Below are 19,350 nucleotides of genomic sequence, written 5' to 3' on the forward strand. Positions count from 1 at the left end.
TCACCGAACCAATGCCCTATATTTTTATCATGAATCGTTTATTTAATAACATTCTTATTGACAAGACGTAGAAAAAGGCACTCAGAAATTTAAACATTTCTGGGTGCCTTTTTGTAGCTACTATTCAATATAAAACGACAACTGCTATCTGATTACCTACTGACGATCATCATAGCCATTAGGATGCTTCTGCGTCCAAGCCCACGCCGTTTTGATGATTTCATTAACATCATCATACTTAGGTTGCCAGCCAAGCACTTGACGCGCTTTATCACTAGCTGCGACTAAAGAATCTGGATCACCAGGACGCCGTGGTGCGATTACGGCTGGAATTGGTTGACCAGTCACTTCCCGTGCAGCGGCTAACATCTGCCGGTTTGAGAAACCAGTTGATGAACCGAGATTGAAAGCATTACTGTCATTACCGGCAGCTAAATACTTCAACGCTAAGATATGGGCATCAGCTAAGTCCAAAACGTGTACATAATCGCGCACGTTCGTCCCATCTGGCGTTTGATAGTCATCCCCAAAGAGCTTTAATTCATCCCGCTTACCTTGTGCAACTTGTAAAATAATCGGAACTAAATGCGTTTCAGGGCCATGATCTTCACCAATACTGCCATCTGGCTTAGCCCCAGCCACGTTAAAGTAGCGTAAAGCCACAAATTTGATGCCATAAGCCACATCTGCCCAATGCATAATGTGTTCCATCATTAGCTTGCTGGCACCATAAGGGTTAATTGGCTCCTGTGGATCAGTTTCCTTAATTGGAATCCGTTCTGGGGTCCCATAAGTTGCCGCCGTTGATGAGAACACAATCTGCTTAACATCATGTGCTTGCATCACTTCAAGTAAGGTGATCATCCCACCCGTGTTATTATCAAAGTACTTCAAAGGTTTCGCCATTGATTCAGGAACAATCGAAAAGGCCGCAAAATGCACAACTGCACTGATTTTCTCTTGATCAAAAACCTGATTCAAGAAAGCTGCGTCCCGAACGTCCCCCTGATAAAACTTAGCCGCTGGATTGATTGCTGCGCGATGCCCAGTCACGAGATTATCCACGACGATTACTGATGTGCCATTTTCAACCAATCGATCGACCATATGTGAACCGATATAGCCGGCCCCACCTAATACAAGAATTGACATAGTGTACCTGCTATGCAAAACATGGAGAAATGTAGAAAAGTATTACTGATTTCTACATTCAGAAAGGTTGCATGTTTCCTTTCTTTATTTTGCTTACTACCGTTATAACGTTAGTATTCCAATATTCCTAGTTAGAAATACCACATTGACCAGCTATGATAGTTTAAGGGCTAAGCCAGCCCCATCGTTTTATATTTTTTAAATCAAAGCTAATAAATTAGCCACAGCGTTTTCGTCGCGCTCAAGTCTAGCCCCACAATGGTAACAGTCATACTCGTTATGTCGAGTACCATGGTGTTGATTACCTCGCAAGCCAACCTTTTCTTCACCTTGTTTGATATAGCCGCAAACCGAACAACGTTGTGTTGATGGATAGAGTCGATCTGCTAGGATCAACTTTTTTCCATACCATTGACATTTATAAGTTAGTAGCTGACGGAAATATCCAAACATTGATCGATGCAGACCTTTTGATGCGACATGCGTCATCTGCATTTTCTTCACAGCTAAATCCTCAATTACAATCGTATCAAACTGGGTAACCAACATGGTCGTGAACTTATGCATCAAGTCATGTTGGCAATCAACAACTTGACGATAGTCTCGCTGCAACTTGTTTTTCATTGCAAGATAAGCTTTCGTTTTAGTTGCCTTTTTCCCATTAACCTGACGTTTACGTGCTAACTGACGTTGATAGAATTTAATCCGGTTGTACAAGTGCATCAACTTGAGGGGCAGTGTTTTTAACACACCCAATGTATAGTTCAAGTGGCCGATATTCACATCCACGGCTGTCACTTGATTGGTCTTGATTTTCGGTTCAATAGTCACTTCAAAATTCAAGCAAGCCCAATAAATACCATTCTCACAATAAATACTAACAGACTTTAAGATTCCACTTAAATCGACCTGCTTATTGAAGCGAATGTCGTACCAATTTTTGACGCCATGTGGCTTATCCAACCGTAACTTACCCGAGACTAACTTAGCACGGTCAGTTTTGAAGCCTTGGCGCGGTGCTCGCTTGGACTTGAACTTTGGTCGTCCCCAATCAGGCTGGGCTTGGTCGAAGAAATTCTGCCAAGCAATTCCTAAATCAGTAACCGCTAATTGCAAGGTCCGAGCTGACAACCCGTATTGCCAATCGGCTTTATTTGCCACTAATTCATTACGCACCAATCGTTGATTAGGTTTCGAATTATCGTCAGCATTTAAGCAATAGGCTTCGTACAGTTCATTCCAGGTTGCCATTGCTTTATTCCAACAATACCGTCGATAATTACACAAATTATTGAGCACCATCCGCATATGACTGTTAGGAGATAATCTGACTTTCTGAGTTCTAATCATGCTAGTAAGCACCTCAACATTGACAAAAGTTAGCGTAAACAATCATTCATTACGTTACTTAATCAATATAGCATAATAATTTCAGTCTAATCCCCAATTTACACAATCAATACCTACTTTACAAGATTAATACAAAGGTGGCTGAGCATTGTGGTGATCATATCCATACTATCCAACTCCATGTTTGCTTTCTTTAGATAATATGAGTATTTTTCTATAAAACACCATGTTTTACTATATTTTAGCTAACAGTTATCTTCCTCCTCCTATAAAGATTAGTCTTATCATAGCATATTCCGACCTAAAGATTCAGCAAATAAAAAAGCCGAGAACCTATGCCCTCAGCGATTCTAACTTATTCAACTGCCTCAGCAATCACTTGCCATTTAATCGTCACTTCACAACACTTTTCATCGCCCACGCGAATCCGATGACTGGTCGTAACCGTGCCATCCGTAGTCGTTGGTAAGATGTTCACTTCTGACGTCACGGTATGACCATACTTCACTTCGTTTTCGTAACGAACATCTACTTGCATTAAATTATGCTGTAGCAAGAAGTCTGCTGGTAACGTATCTAACAACCAATCAAAATAGTGCGCATTATTAACATGCCGATTAGGATCGATATCAAAGAACCGAACTTGGTAAGGCTTACTCAAAGTCGCCTCAGTCGGTTCAAAATGAAGCGGTCGCGGCAACCGTGGAATCCGTTTGACCGCTTCTGAATGATACGGCGCCACTAGTTCAGGATCAATTTTAACAATCCGACGCGTCGTTTGACTCATCGTCACCCAGATACTGGTAATATAAGCCAACTCTTGCCCAGCCGCATCACGAATCCAAAATTCTCGATAAGCAAAATATGGATTGTAAGCTGACCCCCGGACCGCTAACGTGACCGTCTCATCAAGTCGCGGCATGCGTGTAATTGTCATCGCATATTGCGTCACAACCCAACCGACGCCATGGCTTTGTACGAAGTCGGTTGTTAATCCCAGTGCATCACTTTGATCTTGCGACGCTAAAATAGCAATATCGATTAATGTCGCTAAAGTCGCTCGGCCAGTACGGTCACATTCATAATAAGTCAACCGATGTTCTTCAGTGTAGATACTTGCTTGTTCACCTAAACCTGCCATTTCGTCCTCCGAATACTTACTTAATGTCATGAAACGCGTTATAAACCACTTGCCGCTGCATTTGCCGCCGTTTGGCAATCGTCTTAATCGCAGTATTTGGCTTATCACCGGCCGTAATTAGCGCCTCAACTTGCGCTTTTAATGGCAACTCAGCCAATTCATCCGTGGGCGCTGTCGTTGGCTCATTAGGATTACCGCTAATGAGTAAGACAAACTCCCCTTTGAGTTGATGATCCTGAGACCAAGTAATCATCTCAGCCAACGTTCCGCGGGCAAATTCTTCATAGCGTTTAGTCAGCTCACGACAGGCTACAATCTGACGGGTAGGTTCGCAGACCGTTGCTAACGCGGTTAACGTTTTAGCGACTCGGAATGGCGATTCATATAAGATCACCGTTTCCTGCCGTTGTACCAACGCGGTTAAGGCCGCCTTTTGCTCTTGCTTTTTACGGGGTAAGAAGCCATAAAAGTAGAAGGGCTGCGGCACTAATCCAGAAGCAATCAAAGCCGTTAAACCGGCATTAGCACCCGGAAGCGGGACCACCGGAATATTCTGAGCCACACAAGCCGCGACTAATTCCGTCCCGGGATCGCTGATTGATGGCATTCCGGCGTCACTCACTTGCGCCAGCGTGACCCCCGCCTGTAATTTTTCAATAAATTGCGGAATACGTTCTTGCGTATTATGTTCATGAAAACTAATTTGTTTAGTCGTAATTTCAAAATGATTCAATAATTTTTGCGTATTACGCGTATCTTCAGCCGCAATCAAGTCGACCGTTTTTAATGTTTCCACGGCCCGATACGTCATATCTTGCAAATTGCCAATGGGGGTTGGCACTAAATAGAGCGTGCCCACGCCCGCATGATCAGCAAAGCTTTGTTGCGTCTGCAAATCGGTACCTCCTTGTTAAGCCCGTTCCCGTTCACCATAAATAAATTCCAAGCAAAAGACACATGACTCATCATCATCGCGGCGTTTACCATAGAATTGATTGCAAACATGGAACCCTTCATCATATAATTTTTCTAAATTTTGGCGTGATTTGGAAAGGGTGGTCGTGTTGCCCGATTTTTTAGGCGTTTCATTTTCGATTTCAACCATGTGTTCACGTAGCCGTTCATTTTCAATGACTAACTCGGCATTTTTTTCGAGTACCGTCGTCATATCAGCCCGTAGTTGTGCCATTTTATCAAGCATCTGTTGCATTTGCTGTTCCATATCGCCAAAACTATCGTATAAATCACGCTTATCCACACACTCACCCTCGTTTTCTTTTATTTAAGCGCTATGTCTAAAAATCGGCCATAACTTTAACGTTAATCCTTCTAACACATTCTGAAAACTAATATTGCTAGCTAATTGACGCTTAGCCGTCAGCGCCAATTCAGTAGCGACCACTAATTGTTGATCATTCAACGTTTCGGTCAACTTAGTTAAGTCATTTTGATATTGCCCAAAACTTAACTCAGCCGCCGTATCAACTTGAAAATGTAATTGTAAAAGGTCTTGAAATAAAGCCGCTACCAAGTCCAGCATCACTAATTGTTGCTCATGCTCTTTCGCCAAGCCCACTAAGGTTGTCTGAACGCCAACAAAGCTCCGCGCATCGCCCTTAACCACTTGCTGGAACCACTGCCAAAGATGTTCACTAGCTTGTGGCAACCAATCATCGACTAACAGGGCCTGTGCCTGAGTCACACTATTGGTCAAGTGTCGCAACATTTGCGCTTGTTTGGCTGGAATACCAGCCGCTTCAAACGTCTGCTGCAAGACCTTAGCCGGCAGTGGCGGAAATTCAATGACCTGAGTCCGCGAAATAATTGTTGGCAATAATAATTGCTTGTTAGTCGTTAATAATAACGCCGTCACGTTACCACTGGGTTCTTCAATGAATTTTAATAAACTATTGGCGGCACTAGCTGTCATCAGTTCCGCATCTTTAATAATGAAAAGTTTGCGATTGCCTTCGACCGCACTTTTTGAAAATTCCGCTTTTAAGTACCGGACTTGATCAACATGGATTCGCTGGCCAGTCGGCGCCACCATGACGATATCTGGATGTTGGCCGGTAGCGATGCGCGTACACTCCTCGCAAGTTCCATCCGGTTCACCATCTACCACGTGTCGACAAAATAGCCGTTGCGCAATCCAAGTAGCCAATTCACTTTGACCGGCGCCTTCCATCCCAGCAAATAAATAAGCATGGGCTAGATGATTCTGCGCAATAATATGTTTGAATGCCGCTAATAATCGCGGTTGTTTCGCTGCCAATGAGCTGGCAATTGTCATTAACTCCACCCGACCTTTTAAAATTGATGAAACTGTTCAATCGGTAAGACGAAGACAGTGGCCCCGCCAACTTGAACTTCCACGGGATAAGCAGAAGCGCCATCCATCGTCACATCCAAGTTCACTGGCGGTGTCATAAATTGATCACGCGCATGACTCGTTTCCTTAATCATGGCCAAGACAGTGTCCACGCGCTCGTCTTCAATCCCAATCATAAAGGTGGTATTGCCGGACCGTAAGAAACCACCCGTAGTGGATAATTTAGTGGCCCGAACGTTGGCTTCAATAAATTGATTACTTAATCGATTACTATCTTTATCTTGGACAATCGCAATAATTAATTTCATAATTTCGACTTCCCTTCAGCTTTAAAGTAAGTTGGTAACTGGGTTGTTAAAATTGCGAGGCTCTGTGCTACCACCACATCTAACGGTTGACTAGCATCGACCCGTTTAATCCGCGCTGGAAACTGTGCCAGTAGTTGTAAATAAGCCGCTTGAACCCGGTGATGAAAGCTCAGCGCTTCAACATCCAACCGATTGATCTCATCTTGCCGATGGGTCTGAATCCGTTTCAGCCCTACCGCGGCATCTACGTCAAAATATAACGTCAAGTCTGGCGTTAAACCTTCTGTGGCAAATTGATTCATCTCAGCCACTGCTTGTTCGCCAATCCCGCGACCAGCGCCTTGATACGCAATTGAGCTATCAATAAAGCGATCACATAAGACTAACTGATCAGCTTGCAACGCTGGTAAAATCTTTTGGACAATGTGTTGTCGCCGCGCTGCAGCATACAATAAGGCTTCAGTCCGATCATCCATCGCCGTATTTTGTCGGTCTAAAATGAGTTGCCGAATCGCTTCTGAGATGCGATTTCCCCCGGGCTCCCGGGTCACAACTAAACGGTCTCCTAGTTGCGGCTTGATTTTAGCTACAATCGCATTTAAGGCGGATGTTTTCCCGGCGCCATCGGGTCCTTCAAACGTAATTAATTTTCCAGTCACAATTCCCAATCCCATCTAAAAGTCGTAGTTGTCATAATTGTACTTGATTCTGACAGACCTGTCTAATACTGAACCTACCAAGTCTAGGCTTATTTTACCGCAACCACCACTAGCAATTGTGTTTTTTACTGAATTGTAAAAAAAAACTGTGGTCAGTTGACCAACAGTTTTAACACTCACCTTAGTTGTCAATCACCGATTGTTGAATTCGGTGACCATGAACCGCACGGCGGCGTGCCTCACGGTATAAGTATAAATATTTAGCCCGGGCTAACGCCGTTTGCGTCACGAGTTCATTCGTATTGTTATCATAGATTGCTTGCTCATTTTGCTTGGCCCGATCCCAATCAACTTTAGCTGCATCTAGCAACAGTAATAATTGTTGGTCATAGACTGCTTTTGCCTGTTTGATCTTTTTTCGTTGCTTAAAGATTAGTCTCGCCACCTAATTTACATTTCTTGTCGGCCTTCAACCGCCTTGAATAACGTCATCTCATCAGCATATTGAATATCACTACCAACGGACAAGCCATGCGCTAAACGCGTCACTTTGATACCAGCTGGCTTAACTAACCGCGAGATATACATCGCGGTCGCTTCCCCTTCTGGTGTGGCATTGGTCGCAATAATCACTTCTTTAATCGCATCATTTTTTTGCAATCGTTTGAGTAAGCTGGCAATGTTAATATCTTCCGGACCCTTGCCATCCACTGGCGATAACACCCCGTGTAAGACATGGTAGAGGCCTTGATATTCTTTAATCTTCTCCATCGCCATAACATCTTTAGCTTCTTCAACAACTAAAACCGTACTTTGATCACGTGATTTATCTTTACAGATCACACACGGATCATCTTCGGTGATGTTGCCACAAATACTGCAAAAATGCAGGTCACGTTTCGCTGCCACTAGTGACTTCGCAAATTCTGTCACATCATCGCCATCCATATCAATGGTATAAAAGGCTAACCGCGTTGCTGTTTTACCACCAATTCCTGGTAACTTCATGTAACTGTCAATTAACTTCGCAATTGGTTCTGGATATTGCATTGTTGGACCTCACTATCCGTTACAGGCTTACTGTAAGCCCTTGGTATACTTTCCCATCGTGCTTTGTGTCTTCGCATCAACTTGAGCTAACGCATCGTTAACTGCGGCTAACACCAAATCTTGTAACATGTCCACGTCATCAGGATCGACGGCAGCGGGGTTAATCGTAATATCTTGAACCTTCTTTTCACCAGAAACAGTGACTTTAACCATGTCATCAGGCGCTGTCCCCGTGAAAGTTGTTTCATTTAAAGCGGCTTGTTCTGCCGTCATTTGTGCCTGCATCTTTTTCATTTGTTTCATCATATTTTGCATATTACCCATACCACGCATCATCTTAATCAATTCCTTTCAACTTTTAATCTGTTTTAACTTCTACTAAATCACCGAATAACTGCTGAGCCTGATCAACAACGGCCGGTTTCGCTGGGGTCGCTGGTTGTGACGCTACTTCCGGTTGGTGGGTCTCCAAATAGTCATGCCGAATTTGCGGCCATTGTTCTTTGGGGACGCAAACAATCTTAGGCGCCGTACCCATTAACCGATCGAGTCCATTCCCTAGAGCATCCATCAACTCTTGATTATCAATCGCTTTTTGATAGAGGAATGGATAGTCAAACGCAACCACGACGCCTTCATCACTCGCCGCTACTGGTTGGGAAACATGCATTAACGCTCGCTGCGTAATACTCAAAATATTCATGAGATCTGACCATACTTCCCGGACCTTCATCAAGTCGGGCTTAGTGGCCGCCCCTAGGATTGGGTAGATCTGGCTCACATTGACCTTTTTAATTGTTGGCCCGCCATTAGTCGTCGGTTTAACCCGAGCCGGTTTCGCTGGACTAGCGGTTCCCCCTTGGGCCTTCAAGTTTTGTAAGGCCGTTTGGAGTTGATCAACCTTCGTTGCTAACTGTTGCACCACCGCATCATCTGCAGCTTTAGCAGGTGCCGCCGTTGCCGAGGCTGTACCGTCCAATTGCGATAACTTAACCGTCATGACTTCCAAATAAACATCTGGATGGGTGGTAAAACGCATCTGTTGTTGAATGTCATTTAACGTTTTGATCATTTGATACAAGACTTCTGCATCGATCGACTTAGCAAAGTCGGCGAAACGTTGATCATTTTCACCCATGGCCACACTATCGACCATTTCAGGAGCTTGTTGATACAATAGCACATCCCGCGTGTAACTAATCAAATCTTCGATAAAGCGGTTCGCATCTTTACCTTCTTGTAAGATTTGCCGCATCGTTTCCAAAGCGGGTTTCGTCACATGGTTGGTCACTTCTTCCATATAATCCGCAATCAGCTTCTTCGTCACACTGCCAGTTACCGTCAACGCATCATCCAAAGTCACCGTATTATCACCAAAGGAAATAACCTGGTCTAAAATGCTCAACGCATCACGCATCCCGCCTTCTGCCGCTTGGGCGATGACCCGCAACGCCTTTTCATCATAATCGACCTTTTTTTGGTCCAAGATATAGACCATACGTTCATAGCTATCCTTGGCAGTAATCCGCCGAAAATCAAACCGTTGGGTCCGCGAAATAATCGTTAACGGAATCTTATGCGGTTCAGTCGTCGCTAAAATAAAAATCACATTGGCCGGCGGTTCTTCCAACGTCTTTAACAAGGCATTGAAAGCCCCCGTTGATAACATATGAACTTCATCAATAATGTAGACTTTATAGTCGGCTTCCGTCGGCGCATATTTTGCCTTATCCCGAATATCCCGAATCTCTTCAACTCCATTATTAGAAGCCGCATCAATTTCGATGACATCATTCAGTTGACCTTTCGTAATGGCCGTACATGTCGCACATTCATTACACGGTTCACCATCCACTAAATGATGACAGTTCAACGCCTTCGCAAAAATTTTTGCCGCCGACGTTTTCCCGGTTCCCCGCGGACCAGTGAATAAATACGCATGACTCGTCTGATGGGTCATAATGGCATTTTTTAGTGTCTGCGTAATCATTTGCTGCCCAACGATTTCATCAAACCGTTGCGGCCGCCATACCCGATATAATGCCCGATACACGCGAATCTTCCTTTCTTAACTAATGCTTTATAAACCTTGCTAATTAAATCATTATCACTTGGTGCTGATTATGACTGTCATCTACTGGCCAAGATTACTGGTTAAAAGAAATAATCATAAATAGCCGACCTTTAACGCCGGGCGGGCCAGAATTGGCTCAGTGGTGTCGTTTATCTTAGTCGGTACTTTTCCGACTTAGATAAAGCCCGGCTTATGAGACCGCCCCTTGGCTCATAAACGTGGCCACCACGTTCCAGCCGATTCTGGTCCAACCAGAGTGGCAAGCCTAATCCAACTAATACCCCAATGAACACTATTATTTTTAACAAACATTTCAATTTAAATAAAAAGCTCTCAACCAAAAGGCTAAGAGCTGTTACATTTCATAAAAACTTAAGGCACAAGATGAAGCAAACTTAGTGCTGCTTCCTTCCGGACCTGACACGATTCGTAAATCCACCCTTGCCTTAAGGCCTTGCGGCAAATACTATAATACATGATTTAGCCAAAGATTGCCAGCCATCCGCCTAATTTTTTTCATTAGCGGCCCGTCGCGCTTTTTTAGCCGCCTTCTGCCGTTCGCGAATATCACGGAAGAACCGTTGCAGCATCTCACCGGCCGGCCGGGCTAAGATCCGTTCATGTACGGCCACTTGATGATTCAACCGATCATCACTCAACAACTGATACAAACTATGCACTGCTCCCGCCTTAGGATCACGCGCACCATAATAAACTTCCGGAATACGGGCATTGATAATCGCCCCGCTACACATAATGCATGGTTCCAACGTGACATAGAGTTGACAATCTTCTAAACGCCAACTATGCAAATATTCACAAGCTTCTTGAATGGCTAACACTTCCGCATGTAAGGTAGCGTCTTGACCATGCTCACGCAGATTATGACCCCGACCAATAATTTCGTCATGGTACACGACGACGGCACCAATCGGGACTTCACCGATCAAATACGCCATCTTAGCTTCCTGCAACGCTTCACGCATCCACTTCTCTGGATTAGCTGCTGTCACGTTATCCCTCCTTTACACTCTGTAAAATATAGTAGCCTTTGTCTTTTTTAATAATCTGACAATTACCAAAAGTCGCCGTCATTAATTTTTTAGCCGACGGGGCCCCTTGCTTTTTTTGTAAGACAACCGTCAGCGTACCGTGGTCAACTAAATGCGTTAACGCTCCGGTCAACATCGCATCGACGACAGCTTTCCCCGCACGTACCGGCGGATTCGTCACGATGGCCGCATAGTCTTGGCGCGTCACTTGGTCGTAAACATCTGACGTATAGACCGATACATTGGTCAATTGATTCAACGCCGTATTCTTACGCGCTAAACTCAAGGCCAACTCATTCACATCAACCATCTCGACAGTTCGCTCTGGTGATTGGAAGGCCAAGGCCATGCCAATGGGCCCATAGCCTGTACCTAGATCAAGGAACGGGCCGGCTGGTAACCCAGCTGGATCAAACGCCGCTAATAAAGTTCGCGAACCGTAATCAACGGTCCGTTTGGAGAAGACCCCATTGTCCGTGGTGAACTTAAAGTCGTGATCAAAAATTTCAAAATTCCATTGTTTTTCGTCATGCACAACTTCTGGATTGTGTGTATAATAGTAATTAGTCATTAATTGTTTCCTCTAATTTTTAGGTTAGTTCTATGATAACTGATTCTAGGAACAAACGACAAACTTTTTAAATAAAATTAATTTACGGCTAAACACCGACCCTAACACAATATCTAGTAGCTAGTCATTTTCAAAGCTACTAGATATTGTGTTTTTTGATTGCAATTTCCATAGCATGTTGTATACTAAATTTATCGATTAAACGAATTAAAGGTGGAACTCATTATGAAAAAAATTACTGTATTTACAAAAAATAATTGTATGCAATGCAAGATGACCAAGAAATTCTTAACGGCTCATCACATTGCCTTTGAAGAAAAAAATATCAATGTTAACCCTGAATATGTCGACTACTTAAAAGACCAAGGCTTCCAAGCCGTCCCAGTAGTTGAAATCAATGGTGAAAGTAGTATCGCCGGCTTCCGCCCCGATGCATTGAAGCAACTTGCCGTTTAGTGGTCAACGCTTTTTTGTGTTGCTACATACTTTTGTTAATGAATAATGCCGACCCACAATCAATAGTTGTCTACTGATTGTGGGTCGTCCATTTTCCGTCAAAATCAGAGAGAAAGAGGAGTCCTCATGTCTTTAAAAAATTTGCCTGCGGATGTTACCTACTATGATCTAAACAACGAAATCAATATTCCAATTGATAACCAGATTCCATTAAATAAAGATCAAGAAGCATTAGCCGCGTTTCTCGTTCAAAACGTCCAACCCAACACAAAAACTTTTGCTAGCTTAAAAGACCGTTTCGATTATTTGGAAACGCATGACTATTTGGAAACCGGCTTTATTGCCAAATATGATTTTGCCTTTATTGAAAAACTATACGCCTACTTGAAATCCCAAGACTTTCATTTTAAGACCTTCATGGCAGCATACAAGTTTTACGCCCAATATGCCTTAAAGACTAACGACGGCGATTACTATTTGGAAAACTATATTGACCGCGTGGCCATGAACGCCCTCTACTTTGCTGATGGCGATCCACAGCTAGCCATGGATCTCGCTGATGAGATTATCCATCAACGTTACCAACCAGCAACGCCGAGCTTTTTAAATGCTGGCCGGTCACGGCGTGGTGAATTGATTTCGTGCTTCTTGATTCAGTCTACTGATGACATGAATGCCATTGGCCGGACTATTAACTCCGCATTACAACTTTCTCGAATCGGCGGCGGGGTCGGCATTAACCTCAGCAACTTACGGGGCGCCGGCGATCCCATCAAACACATTGATGGTGCCGCTAGTGGCGTGGTGCCAGTCATGAAGTTATTGGAAGACAGCTTCTCTTACTCCAATCAATTAGGTCAACGCCAAGGTGCTGGGGTCGTTTACTTAAGCGTCTTCCACCCAGATATCATGGCCTTTTTATCCGCTAAGAAAGAAAACGCTGACGAAAAGATCCGGTTAAAGACGTTGTCCCTAGGAGTCACGGTACCTGATAAATATTACGAACTGATTCGTGCGGATGCTGATATGTATTTATTCAGTCCTTATGGGGTCGAACGTGAATACGGCATGCCATTCTCTTACGTTGATCTGACTAAAGAATATGACAACATGGTCAAAAACCCGAATATCAAAAAGACGAAGGTCAAAGCTCGGGACTTGGAAAATGAAATCAGTAAATTACAACAAGAATCCGGCTATCCTTATGTCGTGAACATCGATACGGCCAACCGGGAAAACCCGATTGATGGTAAGATTGTGATGAGTAATTTGTGTTCAGAAGTCATGCAGGTCCAAACACCATCATTAATTAACGACCAACAAGAATACGAAAAACTTGGAACCGATATTAGTTGTAACCTTGGTTCCACTAATATCGTCAACTTAATGCAATCACCTGACTTTGGTCACTCGGTTGAAGCGATGGTGCGGGCATTAACCTTTGTCACTGACAATTCTAACGTTGACGTGGTTCCTTCGATTCAAAAGGGAAACCATCAAGCCCACACGATTGGTTTAGGGGCCATGGGCTTACACGCCTACTTTGCCAAGAACCATTTGGAATACGGCTGTAAAGAAGCGGTTGATTTCACCAATATCTACTTCTTACTCTTAAACTACTGGACGTTAAAAGCCTCGAATGAAATTGCCCGTGAACGCCATGAAACCTTCGTTAACTTTGACAAGTCGAAGTATGCGGACGGCTCTTATTTCGACAAGTATACAGAGCAAGCTTGGCAACCTAAGTACGCCAAGACCGCTGAACTATTTGCTGGAATTAAGATTCCAACACAAGCAGACTGGGAAGCTTTAAAAGTTGCTGTCATGCGTGACGGACTCTACCATCAAAATCGGATGGCCGTCGCACCAAATGGATCAATTTCTTATATCAATGACACGACTGCTAGTTTGCACCCAATCATTAATCGGGTCGAAGAACGACAAGAAAAGAAAATTGGTAAGATATATTATCCCGCTCCTTACCTTTCTAATGATACAATTAACTATTATAAGTCAGCTTATGATACTGATATGCGAAAAGTCATTGATGTCTATGCAGCGGCTCAACAACATGTGGACCAAGGCATGAGCTTAACACTCTTTATGCGCTCGACAATTCCAGCCGGCTTATATGAATGGAAAGACGGCCGTACTGACAAGATGACCACGCGTGACTTAAACATTTTGCGGAACTACGCTCATCGCAAGGGGATCAAGTCGATCTACTACATTCGGACCTTTACCGATGACGACAGTGAAGTCGGCGTCAATGAATGTGAAAGCTGCGTCATTTAAGACATTAGATTTTTAGGAGGACACTAGTTATGGCAACAGATTTGGCTTACTACCAAAAATTGCTCAGTAATGGCAACTATAAAGCGATTAACTGGGATCAGGTTTCAGATGCAATTGATAAAAGTACTTGGGAAAAATTAACGGAACAATTCTGGTTAGATACACGGATTCCAGTTTCTAACGATATGTCAGATTGGCGTAACTTGGATGACGATCATCGTTGGGTGGTTGGCCACGTCTTTGGTGGGTTAACATTATTAGATACGTTACAATCACAAGATGGGTTACAATCTTTACGTCGTCATGTTGTCACATCCCATGAAACGGCGGTTTTAAACAATATTCAATTTATGGAATCCGTTCATGCGAAGAGTTATTCGACCATCTTCGAAACTTTGAACACCCCAGATGAGATCAATGAAATCTTTGACTGGAGTGACAGTGAAGAATATTTACAAAACAAGGCTCAATGGATCTACAAACTCTATGATAATTTAGATGAAGATCCTTTAAAGCAAAAGGTTGCCAACGTCTTTCTAGAAACCTTCTTATTTTATTCAGGCTTCTATACCCCACTTTATTATTTGGGGCATAACCAATTGCCAAACGTCGCTGAAATCATCAAATTGATTTTACGGGACGAAAGTGTTCATGGGACTTATATTGGCTATAAATTCCAATTAGGCTTTAAAGAACGTTCTGAAAAAGAACAAGCGGCCTTCAAAGACTGGATGTTTGACTTTCTCTACAAACTCTACGAAAACGAAGAAAACTATGTGCATTTGGTTTATGACCAAGTCGGCTGGTCCGATGAAGTCTTAACCTTTAGTCGCTACAACGCTAACAAGGCTTTGATGAACTTAGGCCAAGATGCGCTCTTCCCAGATACCGCCGATGATGTTAATCCGGTCGTCATGAATGGGATTTCAACAGGGACCTCAAACCATGACTTCTTCTCACAAGTTGGGAATGGTTACCGGTTAGGTCAAGTTGAAGCCATGCAAGACACCGATTATGATATCGGTAACCCTGACGAATAAGCGTCATTAAGGGTAAAAAACGCGCGGCTCACTAGAGTCGTGCGTTTTTTGTGATAAATTTTAAATTGGAGGTTTTTCAATGGCAATTCATAATATCTGTGTTTTTTGCGGTTCAAACTCGGGCCTCGACCCTAAGTATGCCGCAAAGACGGTCGCTTTAGGCCAATATTTAGCTGAAAATGACTATCAACTCGTCTACGGTGGTGGCGATCATGGCTTGATGGGAAAAGTCGCGACTGCGACGCTGGATGCCGGTGGCCGCGTCATCGGCATCATCCCCCGTTTCCTGGTTGAACGGGGTTTGGCTTTAAAGAACGTCACCACGTTTATCGAAACTAAGACAATGAACGAACGGAAAGAAAAAATGCTGCATTTAGCGGACGCCTTCATTGTCTTACCAGGTGGCTTTGGAACTTTCGAAGAGTTCTTACAAATGCTGTCTTGGAGCCAGATGGATATCCATCAAAAACCAATTGCGTTATATAATATCGACGGTTTTTACGATCCCATGGTCACCATGATGAAGATGAGTACTAAGATGGGCTTCGCACCCACTGAAAACTTGGATCTCTTTATTGACGGTAAGACGTTACCGGAAATTTTTACAGGCTTCCAAACCTTTAAGCATGTTCTACCACCTAAATACACCAATTAAATTAAAAAAGGTCGCTAATGACTGGGCATCTCCCAATCATTAGCGACCTTTTCGACCACCGAATTAACGGCGATGATTTAAATTCTGTAACCACTTTGGCACTAGGAAGACATGATGACCATGAGGCCCTTTAACACGCGTATTCACAACTTGTAATAACTGTAAGACCGTAAAGATCAACGAATTACGTTTGCGATAAGCGATGTATTTCGGCGCCCAATCCGTTACATATTTTTCTTTATAGGAGCGTAACCCTTGAAAACCATACAATTGATAGCCATATTCATAGATCAAATGCGCAATCTTTTCCTGAATAAAACTATACCGCGAGACCCCGACTCCGGCTAAAGGCGCCATCCCCATGTTAAAACTCGTGTATCCCTGATCGCGAGCTTGCTCAAAGAGATGGACAAAGACAGTGTCCATGATCCCCGATGGTGCGGCTTGACTCGACCGCATCAAGTCAATCGAAGCCACATCCTGATTTCCTTGTGGCATAAGGTTCGCAAATGCTACGATAACCTGCTTCGGATCATAAACCACGGCAATGGGGGCTTGGTTTAAATAGGTCTCATCAAAGAAGCCTAACGAAAAACCTTTTTCCGACTCACCCTGCAACCAGCTATCTGAAACTGATCGTAAAGCAGTCATCGTGGCATCATCAAACGGTGGCTGTAAAACTTTAAAAGTATATTGCTCACGCGCAAACTTATTCATCAAGGCGCGTTCTCCCCGCAGCCGCTTACCAGCCAAACTAAAGTCGGCCAACTTCACATGACCTTCTTCACCCGTCTTGATAAAGTCAAAGCCCATTTCATGTAGCCGCATCGTTAAAGTTTCACTAATCTCATAAAAGACTAACGAATAGCCATCACTGTCAGCGTCGTCCATGAGCTGTTCTAAGGCCGGCTGCAAGTAGTCCTGGTTACCAAACGGCTCACCCATTAAAATCAGCTTATCAGCCTTCTGTTGGTATAAAAAGACAAGCTGGTCAACACCGTCCACCTGATAGTAGTAAACTAATTTGTCATTCAAGAACGCCAGTTGCGAGATTTCATTGCCACCATACGTCGTAATCACTTGGCGGACCCGAGCAATATCCAAGGTTTCACCCAAGTGCGGATTATGACCACTAGCAAAATAGCGATCCATCGCCACTAGAATTAACGCTGCTAAGACCAGCCCGATGACCCCGATGACCCACAATTTTTGCGACGGGAAGAACAATGCCGATGGGATCGCATGGCGATGATGGATTTGAGGCGCATTGTAGACCCCGACAATGGTATACAGCACAAAAGTCACGACATAGACACAGCCAACCCACAACGTTTGCCCCCAAGAAAAAGCTAAGCGTTGGCGATAATACGCTTTGCGAGATAAAGCGACAAGTGCCAAAATAATCACCAAGAAAATAATAAACTTCAACGAAATCGCATCATAAACCACGAGCCAGCGAATCGTATTTAAAATGGCAATCAATAAAACGATCACAGTTGGCCAGAAAGCTCTTTTAACCCGACCAGCCGTCCCTAAAGCGACCCCAATCAATAAGAAGGCCATGATGATACTGCTGGCCTGATTAATAAAGAAGAACGTAAACGGGTAGACTCGTAAAAAGAGTTTGTTATTATAGGCAAAATTAGGTACGGTCGACATAAGCAACATCAAGAAACCCGACAAATACAAGAATACGGTCAAGGTCATTTGCGCCACCCGTTGAATTGCTACCCGAGGAATGCCTTCCAACCGCGCATTAATCCGATGACCCATATCATGGATAAATAGTCCTAAGCCTAGTGCAAACGGAATAATATAGTAGAACAGCCGATAAAAGAGCAACCAGGCCACCGCATCTGGCCGTGAAACACCGACCGCACCTAGCCCGAAGATCATGAAGACATCAAACGACCCAATCCCGCCAGGAACCATCGAAACTTCCCCAACAACGGAGGCAATCACAAATAACGGCACGACCGCCGCAAAATCAATCGGCAGGCCCATAAAGTTCCCGATCAGTAAGAAGAACAGCACACATCCCGTCCACTCACCAAACGAGCCACTTAACAGGCGTACAACGTTTCCTAATGTTAGCCCATCGAAAAATTCTGAATCATTCAGTCGGGTAAAGATAAAAATAGCTGGGAAATAAATCGCGCCACCCACTAGCCAGATCCAGTAACTATCATAGACTCGGCCAATGCCAAAACCATACACCAAAACCAGTGAGATCATACAATATAGTGATAGTCCCGAAACTAGAAAAAGCGCAATTTTTGAAATCGCAAAGACAATTTGTTTTTTAGTTGCCCCTTTATTATAAAAATTAGCCCGTAATGAAGCTCCTAAGACACCACCAAAGCCACCAATATTTGTAAATGTATTCGTGATCCACCCAGCTTTAGCAATATATGCTGACGTATAGTGGTCCGGTAAAAACTTAGTAATCATCACGTCATAGGTCAACATCGGCGTCACCGCAATCATCCCGATGATAACCATACTTAATAGATGCCACCAGCTTTGCGAGGCCAGGGCAACACCTAATTCAGCCCCAGAAACTTCCTTCGCAATCTTACCGACTTCAGTGATCACAAACAATAATACGGAGAAAATAAAAATAGCTTTGATAATTCCCATCCGTTTATTGATCATGGCACCTAGTTTTTGCAGCGTTGCTTTCAAAAATCATTCCCCCAATAATCTGATTGTTCCTATTATCGCAATCTTACTGGATTTACACAACCGACCACTAATATTTCGACCTTAATCTTAACCAATCACGACTTGGATCGTTGGTTAGTAAGTTCCCCGTTGTCTATAACTACGCAAATGAGTGGCCTTTCTCACGAATATGTTTAATCCAATCCCAGTCAAGGGAATTTGCGATTCTGGTTAGACCAAGTCTAGTTTTGAAAACCGTCATTTGGCTTTAAAATGGCCCATGGCGTTCCAGCGTTTTAGGAACCACCCGACAGGCGGCAACCCTAACTAAAGTTAAACGACTTAATTAAGACAACGCTCTGTTACCTATTAGCATGCCCAGTATTCAATCACATCAGTTGAAAATTCGGGTACAAAAAATTCTGTACCTGAATTGTACCCGAATTCCAGCTGTGGCCATCGACAGCAATTAAAAATGGTTCTACAATATTTGGTGTTGATGGATTTCCCATCAACACCAATTTTTGTGTAAACTAAAAGGACACATCCTC

At 43.5% G+C, this 19,350-nt stretch carries 19 protein-coding genes and 1 other RNA gene; 4 read left to right on the plus strand and 16 right to left on the minus strand.

Annotated features, from left to right (window positions below; genetic code table 11):
• Window positions 1-156 precede the first annotated feature (156 nt).
• From galE to FFM77_RS13335, 15 genes are all read right to left on the minus strand, one after another.
• The gene (galE, locus tag FFM77_RS13265) at window positions 157-1,152 is read right to left on the minus strand and encodes a UDP-glucose 4-epimerase GalE (protein ID WP_137636253.1); all 996 of its coding nucleotides are present in this window, start codon (window positions 1,150-1,152) and stop codon (window positions 157-159) included.
• A 198-nt stretch (window positions 1,153-1,350) separates the two neighbouring features.
• Window positions 1,351-2,502, minus strand: a complete 1,152-nt coding sequence (locus tag FFM77_RS13270; protein WP_137636254.1) for an RNA-guided endonuclease InsQ/TnpB family protein — start codon at window positions 2,500-2,502, stop codon at window positions 1,351-1,353.
• Between the two features lie 355 nt (window positions 2,503-2,857).
• Window positions 2,858-3,643 (minus strand): acyl-[acyl-carrier-protein] thioesterase, encoded by a 786-nt coding sequence (locus tag FFM77_RS13275; RefSeq protein ID WP_137636255.1) that lies wholly within the window; start codon window positions 3,641-3,643, stop codon window positions 2,858-2,860.
• 16 nt (window positions 3,644-3,659) lie between these two features.
• Window positions 3,660-4,538: a 16S rRNA (cytidine(1402)-2'-O)-methyltransferase gene (gene rsmI, locus FFM77_RS13280; protein ID WP_137636256.1), complete on the minus strand. Its 879-nt coding sequence runs from the start codon at window positions 4,536-4,538 to the stop codon at window positions 3,660-3,662.
• Window positions 4,539-4,553: 15 nt separating this feature from the next.
• The gene (locus FFM77_RS13285; RefSeq protein ID WP_137636257.1) at window positions 4,554-4,901 is read right to left on the minus strand and encodes a DNA replication initiation control protein YabA; all 348 of its coding nucleotides are present in this window, start codon (window positions 4,899-4,901) and stop codon (window positions 4,554-4,556) included.
• Between the two features lie 24 nt (window positions 4,902-4,925).
• Complete coding sequence (gene holB / locus FFM77_RS13290; protein ID WP_137636258.1) at window positions 4,926-5,936, minus strand: DNA polymerase III subunit delta'; 1,011 nt, start codon at window positions 5,934-5,936, stop codon at window positions 4,926-4,928.
• Between the two features lie 17 nt (window positions 5,937-5,953).
• Complete coding sequence (locus FFM77_RS13295; RefSeq protein WP_137636259.1) at window positions 5,954-6,283, minus strand: cyclic-di-AMP receptor; 330 nt, start codon at window positions 6,281-6,283, stop codon at window positions 5,954-5,956.
• Window positions 6,280-6,945, minus strand: a complete 666-nt coding sequence (gene tmk, locus FFM77_RS13300; protein WP_137636269.1) for a dTMP kinase — start codon at window positions 6,943-6,945, stop codon at window positions 6,280-6,282. The genes FFM77_RS13295 and tmk overlap by 4 nt, the downstream gene beginning before the upstream one ends.
• A gap of 178 nt (window positions 6,946-7,123) precedes the next feature.
• On the minus strand, window positions 7,124-7,375 hold the full coding sequence (locus FFM77_RS13305; protein ID WP_137636270.1) for a YaaL family protein: 252 nt from the start codon (window positions 7,373-7,375) through the stop codon (window positions 7,124-7,126).
• 17 nt (window positions 7,376-7,392) lie between these two features.
• Complete coding sequence (gene recR / locus FFM77_RS13310; protein WP_137636260.1) at window positions 7,393-7,992, minus strand: recombination mediator RecR; 600 nt, start codon at window positions 7,990-7,992, stop codon at window positions 7,393-7,395.
• A gap of 27 nt (window positions 7,993-8,019) precedes the next feature.
• A complete protein-coding gene (locus FFM77_RS13315) occupies window positions 8,020-8,328 on the minus strand; it encodes a YbaB/EbfC family nucleoid-associated protein (RefSeq protein ID WP_137636261.1) in 309 nt (102 codons plus the stop codon).
• A 22-nt stretch (window positions 8,329-8,350) separates the two neighbouring features.
• Window positions 8,351-10,045: a DNA polymerase III subunit gamma/tau gene (gene dnaX / locus FFM77_RS13320; RefSeq protein ID WP_137636262.1), complete on the minus strand. Its 1,695-nt coding sequence runs from the start codon at window positions 10,043-10,045 to the stop codon at window positions 8,351-8,353.
• Between the two features lie 387 nt (window positions 10,046-10,432).
• Window positions 10,433-10,519: signal recognition particle sRNA small type (ffs, locus tag FFM77_RS13325), an RNA gene on the minus strand.
• Window positions 10,520-10,572: 53 nt separating this feature from the next.
• On the minus strand, window positions 10,573-11,079 hold the full coding sequence (gene tadA, locus FFM77_RS13330) for a tRNA adenosine(34) deaminase TadA (protein ID WP_223876847.1): 507 nt from the start codon (window positions 11,077-11,079) through the stop codon (window positions 10,573-10,575).
• Window position 11,080: 1 nt separating this feature from the next.
• Window positions 11,081-11,689, minus strand: a complete 609-nt coding sequence (locus FFM77_RS13335) for a class I SAM-dependent methyltransferase (RefSeq protein ID WP_137636263.1) — start codon at window positions 11,687-11,689, stop codon at window positions 11,081-11,083.
• 225 nt (window positions 11,690-11,914) lie between these two features.
• Between FFM77_RS13335 and FFM77_RS13340 the strand changes: the two genes are divergently transcribed.
• From FFM77_RS13340 to FFM77_RS13355, 4 genes are all read left to right on the plus strand, one after another.
• Complete coding sequence (locus tag FFM77_RS13340; protein WP_137636264.1) at window positions 11,915-12,145, plus strand: redoxin NrdH; 231 nt, start codon at window positions 11,915-11,917, stop codon at window positions 12,143-12,145.
• 126 nt (window positions 12,146-12,271) lie between these two features.
• Window positions 12,272-14,440 carry a class 1b ribonucleoside-diphosphate reductase subunit alpha gene (nrdE, locus tag FFM77_RS13345; protein WP_137636265.1) on the plus strand — a complete coding sequence of 723 codons (2,169 nt, stop codon included), beginning with the start codon at window positions 12,272-12,274 and terminating at the stop codon, window positions 14,438-14,440.
• Window positions 14,441-14,469: 29 nt separating this feature from the next.
• Window positions 14,470-15,480 (plus strand): class 1b ribonucleoside-diphosphate reductase subunit beta, encoded by a 1,011-nt coding sequence (gene nrdF, locus FFM77_RS13350; RefSeq protein WP_137636266.1) that lies wholly within the window; start codon window positions 14,470-14,472, stop codon window positions 15,478-15,480.
• 79 nt (window positions 15,481-15,559) lie between these two features.
• Window positions 15,560-16,135, plus strand: a complete 576-nt coding sequence (locus FFM77_RS13355) for an LOG family protein (protein ID WP_137636267.1) — start codon at window positions 15,560-15,562, stop codon at window positions 16,133-16,135.
• Window positions 16,136-16,198: 63 nt separating this feature from the next.
• On the opposite strand, the gene mprF is transcribed toward FFM77_RS13355, so the two are convergent.
• Entirely contained in the window at window positions 16,199-18,820 is a 2,622-nt protein-coding gene (gene mprF / locus FFM77_RS13360) for a bifunctional lysylphosphatidylglycerol flippase/synthetase MprF (RefSeq protein WP_137636268.1), read from the minus strand.
• Between the last annotated feature and the right edge of the window lie 530 nt (window positions 18,821-19,350).

The organism is Lactiplantibacillus songbeiensis (genome assembly GCF_005405125.1).
In the GTDB taxonomy this organism is placed as follows: domain Bacteria; phylum Bacillota; class Bacilli; order Lactobacillales; family Lactobacillaceae; genus Lactiplantibacillus; species Lactiplantibacillus songbeiensis.

Bases quoted from the DNA above. Each gene is read 5' to 3' on its own strand.
- FFM77_RS13270 (WP_137636254.1), bottom strand. From the start codon at position 2,502: ATGATTAGAACTCAGAAAGTCAGATTATCTCCTAACAGTCATATGCGG.
- FFM77_RS13295 (WP_137636259.1), bottom strand. From the start codon at position 6,283: ATGAAATTAATTATTGCGATTGTCCAAGATAAAGATAGTAATCGATTA.
- FFM77_RS13355 (WP_137636267.1), top strand. From the start codon at position 15,560: ATGGCAATTCATAATATCTGTGTTTTTTGCGGTTCAAACTCGGGCCTC.
- recR (WP_137636260.1), bottom strand. From the start codon at position 7,992: ATGCAATATCCAGAACCAATTGCGAAGTTAATTGACAGTTACATGAAG.
- nrdF (WP_137636266.1), top strand. From the start codon at position 14,470: ATGGCAACAGATTTGGCTTACTACCAAAAATTGCTCAGTAATGGCAAC.
- FFM77_RS13335 (WP_137636263.1), bottom strand. From the start codon at position 11,689: ATGACTAATTACTATTATACACACAATCCAGAAGTTGTGCATGACGAA.
- galE (WP_137636253.1), bottom strand. From the start codon at position 1,152: ATGTCAATTCTTGTATTAGGTGGGGCCGGCTATATCGGTTCACATATG.
- nrdE (WP_137636265.1), top strand. From the start codon at position 12,272: ATGTCTTTAAAAAATTTGCCTGCGGATGTTACCTACTATGATCTAAAC.
- FFM77_RS13315 (WP_137636261.1), bottom strand. From the start codon at position 8,328: ATGATGCGTGGTATGGGTAATATGCAAAATATGATGAAACAAATGAAA.
- FFM77_RS13275 (WP_137636255.1), bottom strand. From the start codon at position 3,643: ATGGCAGGTTTAGGTGAACAAGCAAGTATCTACACTGAAGAACATCGG.
- FFM77_RS13340 (WP_137636264.1), top strand. From the start codon at position 11,915: ATGAAAAAAATTACTGTATTTACAAAAAATAATTGTATGCAATGCAAG.
- holB (WP_137636258.1), bottom strand. From the start codon at position 5,936: ATGACAATTGCCAGCTCATTGGCAGCGAAACAACCGCGATTATTAGCG.